At 55.4% G+C, this 15,900-nt stretch carries 11 protein-coding genes, 4 tRNA genes and 2 rRNA genes (1 of these 17 running past the window's edge); all 17 read left to right on the forward strand.

All coding sequences use genetic code 11. The annotated features are described in order from the left end of the window. Positions 1-541: ribosomal RNA gene (locus tag AACV02_RS19205) — 23S ribosomal RNA — on the forward strand; it begins 2,351 nt to the left of the window's first position. Between the two features lie 168 nt (positions 542-709). After that, positions 710-825, forward strand: a 5S ribosomal RNA gene (gene rrf, locus AACV02_RS19210). 231 nt (positions 826-1,056) lie between these two features. Further along, on the forward strand, positions 1,057-2,016 hold the full coding sequence (gene birA / locus AACV02_RS19215; protein WP_119741364.1) for a bifunctional biotin--[acetyl-CoA-carboxylase] ligase/biotin operon repressor BirA: 960 nt from the start codon (positions 1,057-1,059) through the stop codon (positions 2,014-2,016). Further along, positions 2,006-2,755 (forward strand): pantothenate kinase, encoded by a 750-nt coding sequence (locus tag AACV02_RS19220; RefSeq protein WP_119741366.1) that lies wholly within the window; start codon positions 2,006-2,008, stop codon positions 2,753-2,755. Before birA ends, AACV02_RS19220 begins: the two co-directional genes overlap by 11 nt. An 8-nt stretch (positions 2,756-2,763) precedes the next feature. Continuing rightward, positions 2,764-3,210, forward strand: a complete 447-nt coding sequence (locus AACV02_RS19225; protein ID WP_106580213.1) for a hypothetical protein — start codon at positions 2,764-2,766, stop codon at positions 3,208-3,210. Positions 3,211-3,352: 142 nt separating this feature from the next. After that, positions 3,353-3,437: transfer RNA gene (locus AACV02_RS19230), tRNA-Tyr, on the forward strand. A gap of 24 nt (positions 3,438-3,461) precedes the next feature. Beyond that, a tRNA-Gly gene (locus AACV02_RS19235) sits at positions 3,462-3,535 on the forward strand. A 26-nt stretch (positions 3,536-3,561) separates the two neighbouring features. Next, a tRNA-Thr gene (locus tag AACV02_RS19240) sits at positions 3,562-3,637 on the forward strand. A 161-nt stretch (positions 3,638-3,798) separates the two neighbouring features. Beyond that, positions 3,799-3,874, forward strand: a tRNA-Trp gene (locus AACV02_RS19245). 45 nt (positions 3,875-3,919) lie between these two features. Beyond that, a complete protein-coding gene (gene secE / locus AACV02_RS19250) occupies positions 3,920-4,288 on the forward strand; it encodes a preprotein translocase subunit SecE (protein WP_003194658.1) in 369 nt (122 codons plus the stop codon). A 9-nt stretch (positions 4,289-4,297) separates the two neighbouring features. Then, complete coding sequence (gene nusG / locus AACV02_RS19255) at positions 4,298-4,831, forward strand: transcription termination/antitermination protein NusG (protein WP_003176436.1); 534 nt, start codon at positions 4,298-4,300, stop codon at positions 4,829-4,831. A 117-nt stretch (positions 4,832-4,948) separates the two neighbouring features. Then, positions 4,949-5,380 carry a 50S ribosomal protein L11 gene (gene rplK, locus AACV02_RS19260; protein WP_003176435.1) on the forward strand — a complete coding sequence of 144 codons (432 nt, stop codon included), beginning with the start codon at positions 4,949-4,951 and terminating at the stop codon, positions 5,378-5,380. Further along, positions 5,380-6,075, forward strand: a complete 696-nt coding sequence (gene rplA, locus AACV02_RS19265; protein WP_003232403.1) for a 50S ribosomal protein L1 — start codon at positions 5,380-5,382, stop codon at positions 6,073-6,075. Before rplK ends, rplA begins: the two co-directional genes overlap by 1 nt. 199 nt (positions 6,076-6,274) lie before the next feature. Next, on the forward strand, positions 6,275-6,775 hold the full coding sequence (rplJ, locus tag AACV02_RS19270) for a 50S ribosomal protein L10 (protein WP_010174464.1): 501 nt from the start codon (positions 6,275-6,277) through the stop codon (positions 6,773-6,775). Positions 6,776-6,853: 78 nt separating this feature from the next. Next, positions 6,854-7,219 carry a 50S ribosomal protein L7/L12 gene (rplL, locus tag AACV02_RS19275; protein ID WP_010566858.1) on the forward strand — a complete coding sequence of 122 codons (366 nt, stop codon included), beginning with the start codon at positions 6,854-6,856 and terminating at the stop codon, positions 7,217-7,219. A gap of 220 nt (positions 7,220-7,439) precedes the next feature. Further along, complete coding sequence (gene rpoB / locus AACV02_RS19280) at positions 7,440-11,513, forward strand: DNA-directed RNA polymerase subunit beta (protein ID WP_053258275.1); 4,074 nt, start codon at positions 7,440-7,442, stop codon at positions 11,511-11,513. A 64-nt stretch (positions 11,514-11,577) separates the two neighbouring features. Further along, positions 11,578-15,777 carry a DNA-directed RNA polymerase subunit beta' gene (gene rpoC / locus AACV02_RS19285; protein WP_015886137.1) on the forward strand — a complete coding sequence of 1,400 codons (4,200 nt, stop codon included), beginning with the start codon at positions 11,578-11,580 and terminating at the stop codon, positions 15,775-15,777. Positions 15,778-15,900 lie beyond the last annotated feature (123 nt).

The raw sequence follows: 15,900 nt of genomic DNA on the forward strand, positions 1-15,900 counted from the left end.
CGAGCAGGTACGAAAGTAGGTCTTAGTGATCCGGTGGTTCTGTATGGAAGGGCCATCGCTCAACGGATAAAAGGTACTCCGGGGATAACAGGCTGATACCGCCCAAGAGTTCATATCGACGGCGGTGTTTGGCACCTCGATGTCGGCTCATCACATCCTGGGGCTGAAGCCGGTCCCAAGGGTATGGCTGTTCGCCATTTAAAGTGGTACGCGAGCTGGGTTTAGAACGTCGTGAGACAGTTCGGTCCCTATCTGCCGTGGACGTTTGAGATTTGAGAGGGGCTGCTCCTAGTACGAGAGGACCGGAGTGGACGAACCTCTGGTGTTCCGGTTGTCACGCCAGTGGCATTGCCGGGTAGCTATGTTCGGAATAGATAACCGCTGAAAGCATCTAAGCGGGAAACTAGCCTCAAGATGAGATCTCACTGGAACCTTGAGTTCCCTGAAGGGCCGTCGAAGACTACGACGTTGATAGGTTGGGTGTGTAAGCGCTGTGAGGCGTTGAGCTAACCAATACTAATTGCCCGTGAGGCTTGACCATATAACACCCAAGCAATTTGCATGCTCTGCGCTGAAAGGCAAAGAGACCAGATTGCGGTGTGTGAAGACGAAATGAACCGAAAGTTCGAATCTCACAAAACACCGAAAGCTGTCACATACCCAATTTGCTGAAGCGAGGCCATCAGGTCACGACTCAGTACCCGAATTTCTTGACGACCATAGAGCATTGGAACCACCTGATCCCATCCCGAACTCAGCAGTGAAACGATGCATCGCCGATGGTAGTGTGGGGTTTCCCCATGTGAGAGTAGGTCATCGTCAAGATTAAATTCCAGAGCCCCTGTTTGCTAACGCAAACAGGGGTTTTGTTTTGGGCGGTCGAAAAGTGCAGGTATGAAGGCATCGCGATGCGCCAACGATAATGTGTGCTTTCCTGATAGGCCCAGCTCCCAAACTTCCCGCTACCTCCGGGCCATGGGCGCTAAATCCCGGCCTTTCTATGCAATGGCCTTGCGCATGGCTATCATGCGTGCCTCATTGTGAGGCGATACTTGCATGCTGACGTTGTTAGAACTTCTGAAAGATGGCCGATTTCATTCCGGAGAAGCGCTGGGTGCCGCCCTGGGTGTCAGCCGCAGTGCTGTTTGGAAGCAGCTCCAGCACCTTGAGGCAGAGCTGAATTTGCCCATTCATAAAATTCGCGGCAAGGGGTACCAGTTGGCTTCGCCGCTGGTGTTTCTGAGCAAGGAAGAGATTGCGGTGAATGCCGCTTCTTTGGCATGGCCCGTCCACATCTCTGACTCTATCGACTCCACTAATGCTGAAGCCTTGCGTTTTGTCGACGCAGGTGTTGCTGCGCCATTTCTGGTGCTTGCTGAGCAGCAGACGGCCGGCAGGGGGAGGCGGGGCCGCACGTGGGTGAGTCCATTCGCTCAGAATGTCTACTACAGCCTTGTATTGCGCATCGAGGGTGGGCTGCGTCAGCTGGAGGGTCTTAGTCTTGTAGTGGGATTGGCGGTCATGCAAGCGCTGCGTGATTTGGGTGTGCAGGGCGCGGCCCTGAAGTGGCCAAACGACGTCCTCGTAGGACGCAAGAAAATTGCCGGCATCTTGCTTGAGTTGGTGGGTGACCCTGCAGACATCTGCCACGTGGTGCTCGGGATAGGCATTAATGTGAACATGCAGCAAGCTGCCGAGGTAGATCAGCAGTGGACCTCAGTGCAATTGGAAACGGGTGCGCCCGTCGATCGTAATTACTTGGTTGCGCAGCTAAGCCTGCAGCTGCAAAGCCACTTGGAGCGCCACAAGGCCTTTGGCTTTAGTGCGTTGCAGGAGGAGTGGGAGCGAAATCATTTGTGGCAGGGTAGGGCTGTGACTCTCATTGCAGGCGTCAATCAGATTGATGGGGTTGTGCTGGGGATTGATCACCAGGGCGCGCTGCGTCTGAATGTCGATGGTGTCGAGAAAATATATAGCGGTGGTGAGTTAAGCCTGAGGCTGCGCGATGATTCTTGAGCTCGACTGTGGAAATAGCTTTATCAAGTGGCGGGTGCTCGATGCGCAGAGTGTTGGCGCCTGCGCAGAGGGTGTTGTCGGTTCAGATCTCGCATTAATAGAAAGTCTGACCGCAATTCAGGGTCTGCTGCTGACGCGATGCCGTCTGGTAAGCGTTCGTGCTTCAGAGGAAACGGGAAAGTTGGTTGAGGCATTGCAGGAGGCATTTGGTGTCACAGTGGCTTGCGCTGCCTCAGCGAGAGAAATGGCGGGAGTGCGCAACGGTTATGAAGAGTACGAGCGCCTCGGGCTTGATCGCTGGTTAGCAATGCTTGGCGGTTTCAAGTTGGCGCCGGGTGCTTGCTTGGTGCTCGACTTCGGTACCGCCGCGACTGCGGACTTTATCGCTGCTGATGGTGAGCATCTAGGAGGCTTTATATGCCCTGGAATGCCCCTGATGCGCAGTCAGCTGCGAACACACACACGCAAGATTCGCTACGACGATGCCGCAGCAGAGCAGGCCATGGAGCATCTTTCCCCAGGTCGAACCACCGTTGAGGCCGTTGAGCGTGGCTGCACGCTCATGCTTCGGGGGTTTGTATTGACCCAGCTTGAGTTGGCTCGGCGCTATTGGGGGGAGGATTTCACCGTCTTCCTGACGGGCGGGGATGCTGACCTGGTCTCGGATGCCGTACCGCAGGCTCGCTTTGTTCCGGATCTGGTTTTTGTGGGACTGGCGATGGCGTGCCCTTTGTTCTGAGGTTTTTTATGCGTTGGCTGTTTTTGCTCTTGCTCGTTCTCAATGCCTTCTATTACATCTGGCATCAACAAGAGGCGCCGTTGCGCGCCAAGGACGTTACGCCTCTGAGCCTCTATCGCGGCTCTCAGCAGGACATCCGGCTGTTGAGTGAGTCTTCTGATTCGGTTGTCCGCCGTGACCGGGCAAACGCCCCTGAGCCGCAAAATACATGCTTATACATAGGTGGCTTTGCTGATCAGCGACAAGCGCAGTTGCTTGAGCAGCGTCTCATGAGCCTGGATATAAAGGTCAAGGTGCAACTGCTCAATGTACCTGGCACTACTGGCTATTGGCTGCGTGTGTCCCCTGAAAGCAGGCGACTGGCCGATGATCTGCCCTTTGAAAACCTTGCTAAGGAATTCAATGAGTTAAAACATAAAATAATGTTGTGCGAAGGCGTTGCAAGTGTCGAATAGTTTGCATAGAATGGCGCCCGCTTCGCAGTGAAGACCTTTACGGTCTACAGCGTGAAGCGAAGGTCAACGCAGCTAACCTCATATTTTTAATGAGAAAATGCTTGACAGAAGGTCGGCGTGATGTAGAATGCCGGCTCGCTTAGGAGGGGTTCCCGAGCGGCCAAAGGGATCAGACTGTAAATCTGACGTCTACGACTTCGAAGGTTCGAATCCTTCCCCCTCCACCATTTTTAGCGTGAGCTGCAAGCTCCGCGGGTATAGTTTAGTGGTAGAACCTCAGCCTTCCAAGCTGATGATGCGGGTTCGATTCCCGCTACCCGCTCCAAGTTTGCAGGTTGTGCAAGGTGTTTTGCTCTTGTAGCTCAGTTGGTAGAGCACACCCTTGGTAAGGGTGAGGTCAGCGGTTCAAATCCGCTCAAGAGCTCCATATAACAAGGCAGATATGAAAATATCTGCCTTTGTTTTAACAGCTAACTCGGCTTGATAGTGTTCTGCCTGGCGTGAATGTCGGGTGATTTCAAGTCTCTAGGGGTTGGTTGTTGTAAAGTCTTTTTCAGGCCTGCATAATGGTCGGCCTGATTTTGTTTTAGGTCAGTAGCTCAATTGGCAGAGCGACGGTCTCCAAAACCGTAGGTTGGGGGTTCGATTCCCTCCTGACCTGCCAGATTCACGTGGTGTGTCTGGCTTTCTTTTCACAGGATCTTCATAGATGACTCCTAAGGCTGAAGCTCAAAGCTCTCGTTTCGATCTGGTCAAGTGGCTTGCTGTAGTCGCATTGGTGGTCGTAGGCGTTGTTGGTAATCAGTACTATTCTGCTTCGCCGATCCTGTACCGCGTACTCGCTTTGCTCGCCCTTGCTGCTGTAGCTGCCTTTGTAGGCCTGCAGACTGCCAAAGGCAAGTCTTTCGCAGTCCTGGTAAAGGAAGCTCGCACAGAAATCCGTAAAGTCGTTTGGCCGACTCGCCAAGAAACCACGCAGACCACGTTGATTGTTGTGGCTGTTGTTCTGGTTATGGCGTTGCTGTTGTGGGGGCTTGATTCCCTGCTCGGCTGGCTTGTTTCCTTGATTGTTGGCTAAGGGTGTCCCGTGGCTAAGCGTTGGTACGTTGTGCATGCTTACTCGGGTTACGAGAAGCATGTCATGCGCTCTTTGCTAGAGCGCGTAAAGCTGGCAGGCATGGAAGATGGCTTCGGCGAAATTCTGGTTCCCACTGAAGAAGTGGTTGAAATGCGGAATGGCCAAAAGCGTAAAAGCGAACGTAAGTTCTTCCCTGGCTACGTGCTGGTTCAGATGGACATGAATGAAGGTACTTGGCACTTGGTCAAGGACACTCCTCGTGTCATGGGTTTCATCGGCGGTACTGCTGATAAGCCTGCTCCGATCACTGACAAAGAGGCAGAAGCGATTCTGCGTCGTGTTGCTGACGGTAGCGACAAGCCTAAGCCGAAGACGTTGTTCGAGCCGGGTGAGGTTGTTCGTGTCACAGATGGTCCGTTTGCTGATTTCAACGGCACTGTCGAAGAAGTTAACTACGAAAAGAGCCGGATCCAAGTGGCGGTGCTCATTTTCGGTCGCTCTACTCCGGTAGAGCTGGAGTTCAGCCAGGTCGAAAAGGTCTAGCTGAGCAAGCATCCCAACCCCGCAGCCCTAGGCTGTGGGGTTTTGTCGTCACTGGGATAAACGCGCAAGTAACCGGGGAGCCTTTCGAGGCGTTTGAACCCGTAATTGGAGTGCCTCATGGCCAAGAAGATTACCGCTTACATCAAGCTGCAAGTGAAGGCCGCTCAGGCCAACCCAAGTCCACCTGTCGGCCCAGCTCTGGGTCAGCACGGCGTGAACATCATGGAATTCTGCAAGGCCTTCAACGCCCGTACTCAGGGTCTTGAGCCAGGTCTGCCGACTCCAGTGATCATCACTGTATACAGCGACCGTAGCTTCACTTTCGAAACCAAGTCGACCCCGGCTTCGGTTTTGCTGAAGAAGGCTGCAGGTCTGACTAGCGGTTCCGCTCGTCCTAACACCGTTAAGGTTGGCACCGTAACTCGTGCTCAGCTGGAAGAAATCGCGAAAACCAAAAACGCGGATCTGACTGCAGCTGATATGGATGCAGCCGTGCGTACCATCGCCGGTTCTGCTCGTAGCATGGGCCTTAACGTGGAGGGTGTGTAATGGCTAAGCTGACCAAGCGCCAAAAGGCTATCGCCGGCAAAATCGAAGCAGGCAAGGCCTACAACTTTGTAGACGCTGCTGCCCTGCTGACCGAGCTGTCGACTGTCAAGTTCAGCGAGTCCGTTGACGTTGCTGTAAACCTGGGTGTTGACCCACGTAAATCCGACCAGGTCGTTCGTAGCGCTACTGTGCTGCCACACGGTACTGGCAAGACTGTACGTGTTGCTGTCTTCACCCAAGGCCCGGCAGCTGAAGCTGCTCTGGCCGCCGGCGCCGACCGCGTTGGCATGGACGACCTGGCTGCCGAAATGAAAGGCGGCGACCTGAACTACGACGTAGTTATTGCCTCCCCGGATGCAATGCGCGTTGTAGGTCAGTTAGGTCAGATCCTCGGTCCACGTGGTCTGATGCCTAACCCTAAAGTCGGCACCGTAACCCCAGACGTAGCTACCGCGGTTAAAAACGCCAAGGCTGGTCAGGTTCGTTATCGCACCGACAAAAACGGCATCATTCACACCTCCGTTGGCAAAGTCGGCTTTGATGCCGTCAAGCTGAAGGAAAACGTTGAAGCCCTGATCGCTGATCTGAAGCGTATCAAGCCAGCTTCCTCGAAAGGTATCTACGTTAAGCGCGTTACCCTGAGCACCACTATGGGCCCAGGTCTGGTCATCGACCAAGGCTCGCTGGACGTATAAGACACAAGTTGGCGCGAGCGATCGCGCTGATTGAAAAAATTGGGGTCCCTGCCTGGCGGGGGCTATCCAAGACCGTAGGCGGCGCAAGTCTTAAACCACAAGCCTACGCAGATGGTGCTCCCGGTTCCTTACCGAATCAGACACCAAAACGACATCCGGCTTCGGCCAGATGAAACGGTAACAAGCAGGAGTTAAACCCGTGGCAATTAATCTCGAAGACAAGAAGGCCATCGTCGCTGAAGTCAACGAGGCTGCCAAAGCTGCTCTGTCCGCTGTCGTGGCTGATGCCCGTGGTGTGACAGTAGGCGCTATGACCGGACTCCGTAAAGAGGCTCGTGAAGCTGGCGTATACGTACGTGTTGTACGTAACACCCTGCTCAAGCGCGCTGTTGCTGACACTGAATACAGTGTCCTCAACGACGTGTTCACCGGCCCGACTCTGATCGCGTTCTCCAAAGAACATCCAGGCGCTGCTGCCCGTTTGTTCAAGGAATTCGCCAAGAGTCAGGATAAGTTCGAGATCAAGGCAGCTGCGTTCGAGGGCAAGTTCCTCGCAGCTAACCAAATCGACGTACTGGCAACACTGCCGACCCGTAACGAAGCTATTTCGCAGCTGATGAGCGTGATTCAAGGCGCTACCAGCAAGCTGGCTCGTACTCTGGCTGCAGTTCGCGAGCAAAAAGAAGCTGCCGCAGCCTAAGGCTGAGCACCTCCTTTCGCGTATTTTTGTTTATTTCGATGGCCGCGTAGGCCGTCCCCCAATTCAGGAAATACAGTAATGTCTATCTCCCAAGAAGATATCCTCAACGCCGTAGCTGAAATGTCGGTTCTGCAGGTTGTTGAGCTGATCAAAGCTTTCGAAGAAAAATTCGGCGTTTCCGCTGCCGCTGCTTCCGCTGGCCCAGCTGTTGCTGCTGTTGCTGCTGAAGAGCAAACCGAATTCAACGTCATGCTGCTGGAAGCTGGCGAGAAGAAAGTAAACGTGATCAAGGCAGTTCGTGAACTGACCGGTCTGGGCCTGAAAGAAGCCAAGGCTGTAGTTGACGGCGCTCCTGCCCAGGTTCTGGAAGCAGTGTCCAAAGACGCAGCTGACAAAGCCAAAGCAGTGCTGGAAGAAGCAGGCGCTAAAGTCGAGCTGAAGTAAGCATCGACCTTGCGTCTCCAGCCCAAGCGTTAAGCTGAAGGCTGATGGCTGGTGGCTCTTGCCACCGGCCTTTTTCCGTTCTTGGCTGTCGACTCGGTCGCCGCCACTAACGCGCTGTAGCCACCCGATGCGGTGGTGCAAACCATGGGGTTTGCGAGATTTTCTGGCTGCTCCCGTCGGGAGGGGCCAAACAAGCAGGTGACCAAGCTGGGGAACGCTGATGGCTTACTCATATACTGAGAAAAAACGTATCCGCAAGGACTTTAGCAAGTTGCCGGACGTCATGGATGTCCCGTACCTTCTGGCTATCCAGCTGGATTCGTATCGTGAATTCTTGCAAGCGGGAGCGACTAAAGATCAGTTCCGCGACGTGGGCCTGCATGCGGCCTTCAAATCCGTTTTCCCGATCATCAGCTACTCCGGCAATGCTGCGCTGGAGTACGTCGGTTATCGCCTGGGCGAACCGGCATTTGATGTCAAAGAATGCGTGTTGCGCGGTGTTACGTACGCCGTACCTTTGCGGGTAAAAGTCCGTCTGATCATTTTCGACAAAGAATCGTCGAACAAAGCGATCAAGGACATCAAAGAGCAAGAAGTCTACATGGGCGAAATCCCATTGATGACTGAAAACGGTACCTTCGTTATTAACGGTACCGAGCGCGTTATCGTTTCCCAGCTGCACCGTTCCCCGGGCGTGTTCTTTGACCACGACCGCGGCAAGACGCACAGCTCCGGTAAGCTCCTGTACTCCGCGCGGATCATTCCGTACCGCGGTTCGTGGTTGGACTTCGAGTTCGACCCGAAAGACTGCGTGTTCGTGCGTATCGACCGTCGTCGCAAGCTGCCGGCCTCGGTACTGCTGCGCGCGCTCGGCTATACCACCGAGCAAGTGCTGGATGCCTTCTACACCACCAACGTGTTCAGCCTGAAGGATGAAACCCTCAGCCTGGAACTGATTGCTTCGCGTCTGCGTGGTGAAATTGCTGTCCTAGATATCCAGGATGAAAACGGCAAGGTCATCGTTGAAGCCGGCCGCCGTATTACTGCGCGCCACATCAACCAGATCGAAAAAGCCGGTATCAAGTCGCTGGATGTGCCTTTGGACTACGTCCTGGGTCGCACCACCGCCAAGGTCATCGTTCACCCGGCGACAGGTGAAATCCTGGCTGAGTGCAACACCGAGCTGAACACCGAGATCCTGGCAAAAATCGCCAAGGCCCAGGTTGTTCGCATCGAGACGCTGTACACCAACGACATCGACTGCGGTCCGTTCATCTCCGACACACTGAAGATCGACTCCACCAGCAACCAATTGGAAGCGCTGGTCGAGATCTATCGCATGATGCGTCCTGGTGAGCCACCAACCAAAGACGCTGCCGAGACCCTGTTCAACAACCTGTTCTTCAGCCCTGAGCGCTATGACCTGTCTGCGGTCGGCCGGATGAAGTTCAATCGTCGTATCGGTCGTACCGAGATCGAAGGTTCGGGCGTGTTGTGCAAGGAAGACATCGTCGCGGTACTGAAGACTCTTGTCGACATCCGTAACGGTAAAGGCATCGTCGATGACATCGACCACCTGGGTAACCGTCGTGTTCGCTGCGTAGGCGAAATGGCTGAGAACCAGTTCCGCGTTGGCCTGGTACGTGTAGAGCGTGCGGTCAAAGAGCGTCTGTCGATGGCTGAAAGCGAAGGCCTGATGCCGCAAGACCTGATCAACGCCAAGCCAGTGGCTGCGGCGGTGAAAGAGTTCTTCGGTTCCAGCCAGCTCTCGCAGTTCATGGACCAGAACAACCCGCTCTCCGAAATCACCCACAAGCGCCGTGTTTCCGCACTGGGCCCAGGCGGTTTGACGCGTGAGCGTGCAGGCTTTGAAGTTCGTGACGTTCACCCGACGCACTACGGTCGTGTTTGCCCGATCGAAACGCCGGAAGGTCCGAACATCGGTCTGATCAACTCCCTGGCCGCTTATGCGCGCACTAACCAGTACGGTTTCCTCGAGAGCCCGTACCGCGTAGTGAAAGACGCTCTGGTCACCGACGAGATCGTGTTCCTGTCCGCCATCGAAGAAGCTGATCACGTGATCGCTCAGGCTTCGGCCACGATGAACGACAAGAAAGTCCTGATCGACGAGCTGGTAGCTGTTCGTCACTTGAACGAGTTCACCGTTAAGGCGCCGGAAGACGTCACCTTGATGGACGTTTCGCCCAAGCAGGTAGTTTCTGTTGCAGCGTCGCTGATCCCGTTCCTGGAACACGATGACGCCAACCGTGCGTTGATGGGTTCCAACATGCAGCGTCAAGCTGTACCGACTCTGCGTGCTGACAAGCCGCTGGTAGGTACCGGCATGGAGCGTAACGTAGCGCGTGACTCCGGCGTTTGCGTCGTGGCTCGTCGTGGCGGCGTGATTGACTCTGTTGATGCCAGCCGTATCGTGGTTCGTGTTGCCGATGACGAAGTTGAAACTGGCGAAGCCGGTGTCGACATCTACAACCTGACCAAATACACCCGCTCGAACCAGAACACCTGCATCAACCAGCGTCCGTTGGTGAGCAAGGGTGATCGCGTTCAGCGTAGCGACATCATGGCCGACGGCCCGTCCACCGACATGGGTGAACTGGCTCTGGGTCAGAACATGCGCATCGCGTTCATGGCATGGAACGGCTTCAACTTCGAAGACTCCATCTGCCTGTCCGAGCGTGTTGTTCAAGAAGACCGTTTCACCACGATCCACATTCAGGAACTGACCTGTGTGGCACGTGACACCAAGCTTGGGCCAGAGGAAATCACTGCAGACATCCCGAACGTGGGTGAAGCTGCACTGAACAAACTGGACGAGGCCGGTATCGTTTACGTAGGTGCTGAAGTTGGCGCAGGCGACATCCTGGTCGGTAAGGTCACTCCGAAAGGCGAGACCCAACTGACGCCGGAAGAGAAGCTGTTGCGTGCCATCTTCGGTGAGAAAGCCAGCGACGTTAAAGACACCTCCCTGCGTGTACCTACCGGTACCAAGGGTACTGTCATCGACGTACAGGTCTTCACCCGTGACGGCGTCGAGCGTGATGCTCGTGCACTGTCCATCGAGAAGACTCAACTCGACGAGATCCGCAAGGACCTGAACGAAGAGTTCCGTATCGTTGAAGGCGCGACCTTCGAACGTCTGCGTTCCGCTCTGGTAGGCCACAAGGCCGAAGGCGGCGCAGGTCTGAAGAAAGGTCAGGACATCACCGACGAAATCCTCGACGGTCTTGAGCACGGCCAGTGGTTCAAACTGCGCATGGCTGAAGATGCTCTGAACGAGCAGCTCGAGAAGGCTCAGGCCTACATCGTTGATCGTCGCCGTCTGCTGGACGACAAGTTCGAAGACAAGAAGCGCAAACTGCAGCAGGGCGATGACCTGGCTCCAGGCGTGCTGAAAATCGTCAAGGTTTATCTGGCAATCCGTCGCCGCATCCAGCCGGGCGACAAGATGGCCGGTCGTCACGGTAACAAAGGTGTGGTCTCCGTGATCATGCCGGTTGAAGACATGCCGCACGATGCCAATGGCACCCCGGTCGACGTCGTCCTCAACCCGTTGGGCGTACCTTCGCGTATGAACGTTGGTCAGATCCTTGAAACCCACCTGGGCCTCGCGGCCAAAGGTCTGGGCGAGAAGATCAACCGTATGATCGAAGAGCAGCGCAAGGTCGCAGACCTGCGTAAGTTCCTGCACGAGATCTACAACGAGATCGGCGGTCGCAACGAAGAGCTGGACACCTTCTCCGACCAGGAAATCCTGGACCTGGCGAAGAACCTGCGCGGCGGCGTTCCAATGGCTACCCCGGTGTTCGACGGTGCCAAGGAAAGCGAAATCAAGGCCATGCTGAAACTGGCAGACCTGCCAGAAAGCGGCCAGATGCAGCTGTTCGACGGCCGTACCGGCAACAAGTTTGAGCGCCCGGTTACTGTTGGCTACATGTACATGCTGAAGCTGAACCACTTGGTAGACGACAAGATGCACGCTCGTTCTACCGGTTCGTACAGCCTGGTTACCCAGCAGCCGCTGGGTGGTAAGGCTCAGTTCGGTGGTCAGCGTTTCGGGGAGATGGAGGTCTGGGCACTGGAAGCATACGGTGCTGCTTACACTCTGCAAGAAATGCTCACAGTGAAGTCGGACGATGTGAACGGTCGGACCAAGATGTACAAAAACATCGTGGACGGCGATCACCGTATGGAGCCGGGCATGCCCGAGTCCTTCAACGTGTTGATCAAAGAAATTCGTTCCCTCGGCATCGATATCGATCTGGAAACCGAATAACACGTGACGCGAATCGAGAGCGGGGCTGTTTAGCCCGCTCTCTGCTCCGCCAGGAGGAAAGGCCTTGAAAGACCTACTGAATTTGCTGAAAAACCAGGGTCAAGTCGAAGAGTTCGACGCCATCCGTATTGGATTGGCATCGCCTGAGATGATCCGTTCGTGGTCGTTCGGTGAAGTTAAAAAGCCGGAAACCATTAACTACCGTACGTTCAAACCTGAGCGTGACGGCCTGTTCTGCGCCAAGATCTTTGGCCCGGTAAAGGATTACGAGTGCCTGTGCGGTAAGTACAAGCGCTTGAAGCACCGCGGTGTGATCTGCGAGAAGTGCGGCGTTGAAGTTGCGCTGGCTAAAGTTCGTCGTGAGCGCATGGCGCACATCGAGCTGGCGTCGCCGGTTGCCCACATCTGGTTCCTGAAATCGCTGCCGTCCCGTATCGGCTTGCTGATGGACATGACCCTGCGTGATATCGAACGCGTTCTCTATTTCGAGAGCTATGTCGTTATCGATCCAGGCATGACCACCCTTGAAAAAGGTCAGCTGCTGAACGACGAGCAGTACTTCGAAGCGTTGGAAGAGTTCGGTGACGATTTCGATGCCCGCATGGGTGCCGAAGCTGTCCGTGAACTGCTGCACGCGATCGACCTGGAACACGAGATTGGCCGTCTGCGTGAGGAAATTCCGCAAACCAACTCCGAAACCAAAATCAAGAAACTGTCCAAGCGTCTGAAGTTGATGGAAGCCTTCCAGGGTTCCGGCAACTTGCCAGAATGGATGGTGCTGACCGTTCTGCCGGTTCTGCCGCCAGACCTGCGTCCGCTGGTACCGTTGGATGGCGGTCGCTTCGCGACTTCCGACCTCAACGACCTGTACCGCCGTGTGATCAACCGTAACAACCGCTTGAAGCGTTTGCTCGATCTGTCCGCTCCGGACATCATCGTGCGCAACGAAAAGCGTATGTTGCAAGAAGCTGTCGATGCCTTGCTCGACAACGGTCGTCGTGGCCGCGCTATCACCGGTTCGAACAAGCGTCCTCTGAAATCCTTGGCTGACATGATCAAGGGTAAGCAAGGTCGTTTCCGTCAGAACTTGCTCGGTAAGCGTGTTGACTACTCCGGTCGTTCGGTAATTACCGTAGGCCCGACCCTGCGTCTGCACCAGTGCGGTCTGCCTAAGAAGATGGCACTTGAACTGTTCAAGCCATTCATCTTCGGCAAGCTGGAAATGCGCGGTCTCGCTACCACCATCAAAGCGGCCAAGAAAATGGTCGAGCGCGAACTGCCAGAGGTTTGGGACGTTCTCGCTGAAGTGATCCGCGAACACCCGGTTCTCCTCAACCGTGCACCGACCCTTCACCGTCTGGGTATCCAGGCGTTTGAACCGGTACTGATCGAAGGTAAGGCTATCCAGCTGCACCCTCTGGTCTGTGCTGCGTACAACGCCGACTTCGACGGCGACCAAATGGCCGTGCACGTACCGCTGACACTGGAAGCTCAGTTGGAAGCGCGTGCGTTGATGATGTCGACCAACAACATTCTGTCGCCAGCCAACGGTGAGCCAATCATCGTTCCGTCGCAGGACGTTGTATTGGGCCTGTACTACATGACCCGTGAAGCGATCAACGCCAAAGGCGAAGGTCGTGTGTTCGCTGACCTGCAGGAAGTTGACCGTGTGTTCCGTGCCGGCGAAGCCGCACTGCACGCCAAGGTCAAAGTGCGGATCAACGAAACCGTCAACGACCGTGACGGCGGCAGCGTGACCAACACCCGTATCGTCGACACCACTGTCGGCCGTGCGCTGTTGTATCAAGTTGTGCCAAAAGGTCTGTCGTACGACGTCGTCAACCTGCCAATGAAGAAAAAGGCGATCTCCAAGCTGATCAACCAGTGCTACCGCGTGGTTGGTTTGAAAGAGACCGTGATCTTCGCTGACCAGTTGATGTACACCGGTTTTGCTTACTCGACTATTTCCGGCGTTTCCATCGGTGTTAACGACTTCGTTATCCCGGATGAAAAAGCTCAGATCATCGGTGCTGCTACCGATGAAGTGAAAGAGATCGAGAGCCAGTACGCCTCCGGCCTGGTAACTCAGGGCGAGAAGTACAACAAAGTGATCGACCTTTGGTCCAAGGCCAACGACGAAGTGTCGAAGGCGATGATGGCAAACCTCTCGAAAGAGAAGGTTATCGACCGTCATGGCGTAGAAGTCGATCAAGAGTCGTTCAACTCGATGTACATGATGGCCGACTCGGGCGCACGGGGTTCTGCTGCGCAGATCCGTCAGCTCGCCGGTATGCGTGGCCTGATGGCCAAGCCGGACGGTTCCATCATCGAGACGCCGATTACTGCGAACTTCCGTGAAGGTTTGAGCGTACTTCAGTACTTCATCTCCACTCACGGTGCTCGTAAGGGTCTTGCGGATACCGCGTTGAAAACCGCTAACTCCGGTTACCTGACGCGTCGTCTGGTCGACGTTGCACAAGACTTGGTTGTGACTGAAGTTGACTGCGGCACCGAACACGGTCTGCTGATGACTCCGCACATCGAAGGCGGCGACGTTGTAGAGCCGTTGGGTGAGCGCGTACTGGGTCGAGTAATCGCCCGTGACGTATTCAAGCCAGGTACCGAGGAAATTATCGTTCCTGCCGGCACTCTGGTAGACGAGAAGTGGGTCGAGTTCATCGAACTCAACAGCATCGACGAAGTAATTGTTCGCTCGCCGATCAGCTGCGAAACCCGCTACGGCATTTGCGCCAAGTGCTACGGCCGTGATTTGGCTCGTGGCCACCAGGTGAACATCGGTGAAGCGGTCGGCGTTATCGCTGCCCAGTCCATCGGTGAGCCGGGTACCCAGCTGACCATGCGTACGTTCCACATCGGTGGTGCGGCAAGCCGGACCTCCGCAGCCGACAGCGTTCAGGTGAAAAATGGCGGTACCGTCCGTCTGCACAACCTGAAACACGTTGAGCGAGTGGATGGCCACCTGGTTGCTGTATCCCGTTCCGGTGAGCTGGCAATCGCTGATGACTACGGTCGTGAGCGTGAGCGTTACAAGCTGCCGTACGGTGCTGTGATCTCGGTTAAAGAAGGTGACAAGGTCGACGCTGGCGCAATCGTGGCCAAGTGGGATCCGCACACTCACCCAATCGTTACCGAAATGAAAGGTACCGTGACCTACGTGGGCATGGAAGAAGGCATCACGATCAAGCGTCAGACTGACGAATTGACCGGTATGACCAACATTGAAGTACTCGACGCGAAAGATCGTCCAGCTGCCGGTAAGGACATCCGTCCTGCCGTGAAGATGGTCGATGACAACGGCAAGGACTTGTTGCTGCCAGGCACTGACGTAATCGCTCAGTACTTCCTGCCAGCCAACGCCCTGGTCGGTGTAGCGGATGGTGCGAAGATCGCGATCGGTGATGTTATCGCGCGTATCCCGCAAGAAACTTCGAAGACCCGCGACATCACCGGTGGTCTGCCGCGTGTTGCCGACTTGTTCGAAGCTCGTCGTCCGAAAGAAGCGTCGATTCTGGCTGAAGTCAGCGGCACCATCGCGTTCGGTAAAGAGACCAAGGGCAAGCGCCGTCTGGTTATTACTCCGAACGACGGTAGCGATCCGTATGAAGAGCTGATTCCGAAGTGGCGTCACCTGAACGTCTTCGAAGGCGAACAGGTAAACCGCGGCGAAGTTATCTCCGACGGCCCGAGCGATCCACACGACATCCTGCGTTTGCTGGGTGTGAGTGCGCTGGCCAAGTACATCGTTAACGAGATCCAGGACGTTTACCGTCTGCAAGGCGTGAAGATCAACGATAAGCACATCGAGACCATCCTGCGTCAGATGCTGCGTAAAGTTGAAATCGCTGAATCCGGCGATTCCAGTTTCATCAAGGGCGACCAGATGGAACTGACTCACGTATTGGTAGAAAACGAACGTCTGGGCGCGGAAGACAAATTTGTCTCCAAGTTCACTCGTGTGTTGCTGGGTATCACCAAGGCGTCGTTGTCCACTGAGTCGTTCATCTCGGCGGCCTCCTTCCAGGAGACCACTCGCGTACTGACCGAAGCAGCGGTAACCGGCAAGCGCGATTACCTGCGCGGCCTGAAAGAGAACGTGGTCGTGGGTCGTTTGATCCCGGCAGGTACCGGTTTGGCTTACCACAGCGAGCGCAAGCGTCGCCGTGATGCTGACAAACCGCTGCGCGTAAGCGCCAGTGAAGTGGAAGCTGCACTGACCGAAGCGCTGAACTCAAGCGGTAACTGAGTTCTGCGGTAAATAAGTCTGGGCCCTGGCAGCCCCCATTCGTCGGATCGAGGCAATTTTGCCCCGGTTCGATGAGAGGGGAGGTCGGGGCCTTGCCTTGACTGGGGGCAAGATCCTCTTTAG

Origin of the sequence: Pseudomonas sp. Larv2_ips (assembly GCF_963879675.1) — a bacterium.
Taxonomy (GTDB): domain Bacteria; phylum Pseudomonadota; class Gammaproteobacteria; order Pseudomonadales; family Pseudomonadaceae; genus Aquipseudomonas.

What these genes read in the sequence shown, in the direction of transcription:
- birA (WP_119741364.1), top strand. Translation starts at nt 1,057, where the DNA reads ATGCTGACGTTGTTAGAACTTCTGAAAGATGGCCGATTTCATTCCGGA.
- rplL (WP_010566858.1), top strand. Translation starts at nt 6,854, where the DNA reads ATGTCTATCTCCCAAGAAGATATCCTCAACGCCGTAGCTGAAATGTCG.
- AACV02_RS19220 (WP_119741366.1), top strand. Translation starts at nt 2,006, where the DNA reads ATGATTCTTGAGCTCGACTGTGGAAATAGCTTTATCAAGTGGCGGGTG.
- secE (WP_003194658.1), top strand. Translation starts at nt 3,920, where the DNA reads ATGACTCCTAAGGCTGAAGCTCAAAGCTCTCGTTTCGATCTGGTCAAG.
- rplA (WP_003232403.1), top strand. Translation starts at nt 5,380, where the DNA reads ATGGCTAAGCTGACCAAGCGCCAAAAGGCTATCGCCGGCAAAATCGAA.
- rpoB (WP_053258275.1), top strand. Translation starts at nt 7,440, where the DNA reads ATGGCTTACTCATATACTGAGAAAAAACGTATCCGCAAGGACTTTAGC.
- rplK (WP_003176435.1), top strand. Translation starts at nt 4,949, where the DNA reads ATGGCCAAGAAGATTACCGCTTACATCAAGCTGCAAGTGAAGGCCGCT.
- AACV02_RS19225 (WP_106580213.1), top strand. Translation starts at nt 2,764, where the DNA reads ATGCGTTGGCTGTTTTTGCTCTTGCTCGTTCTCAATGCCTTCTATTAC.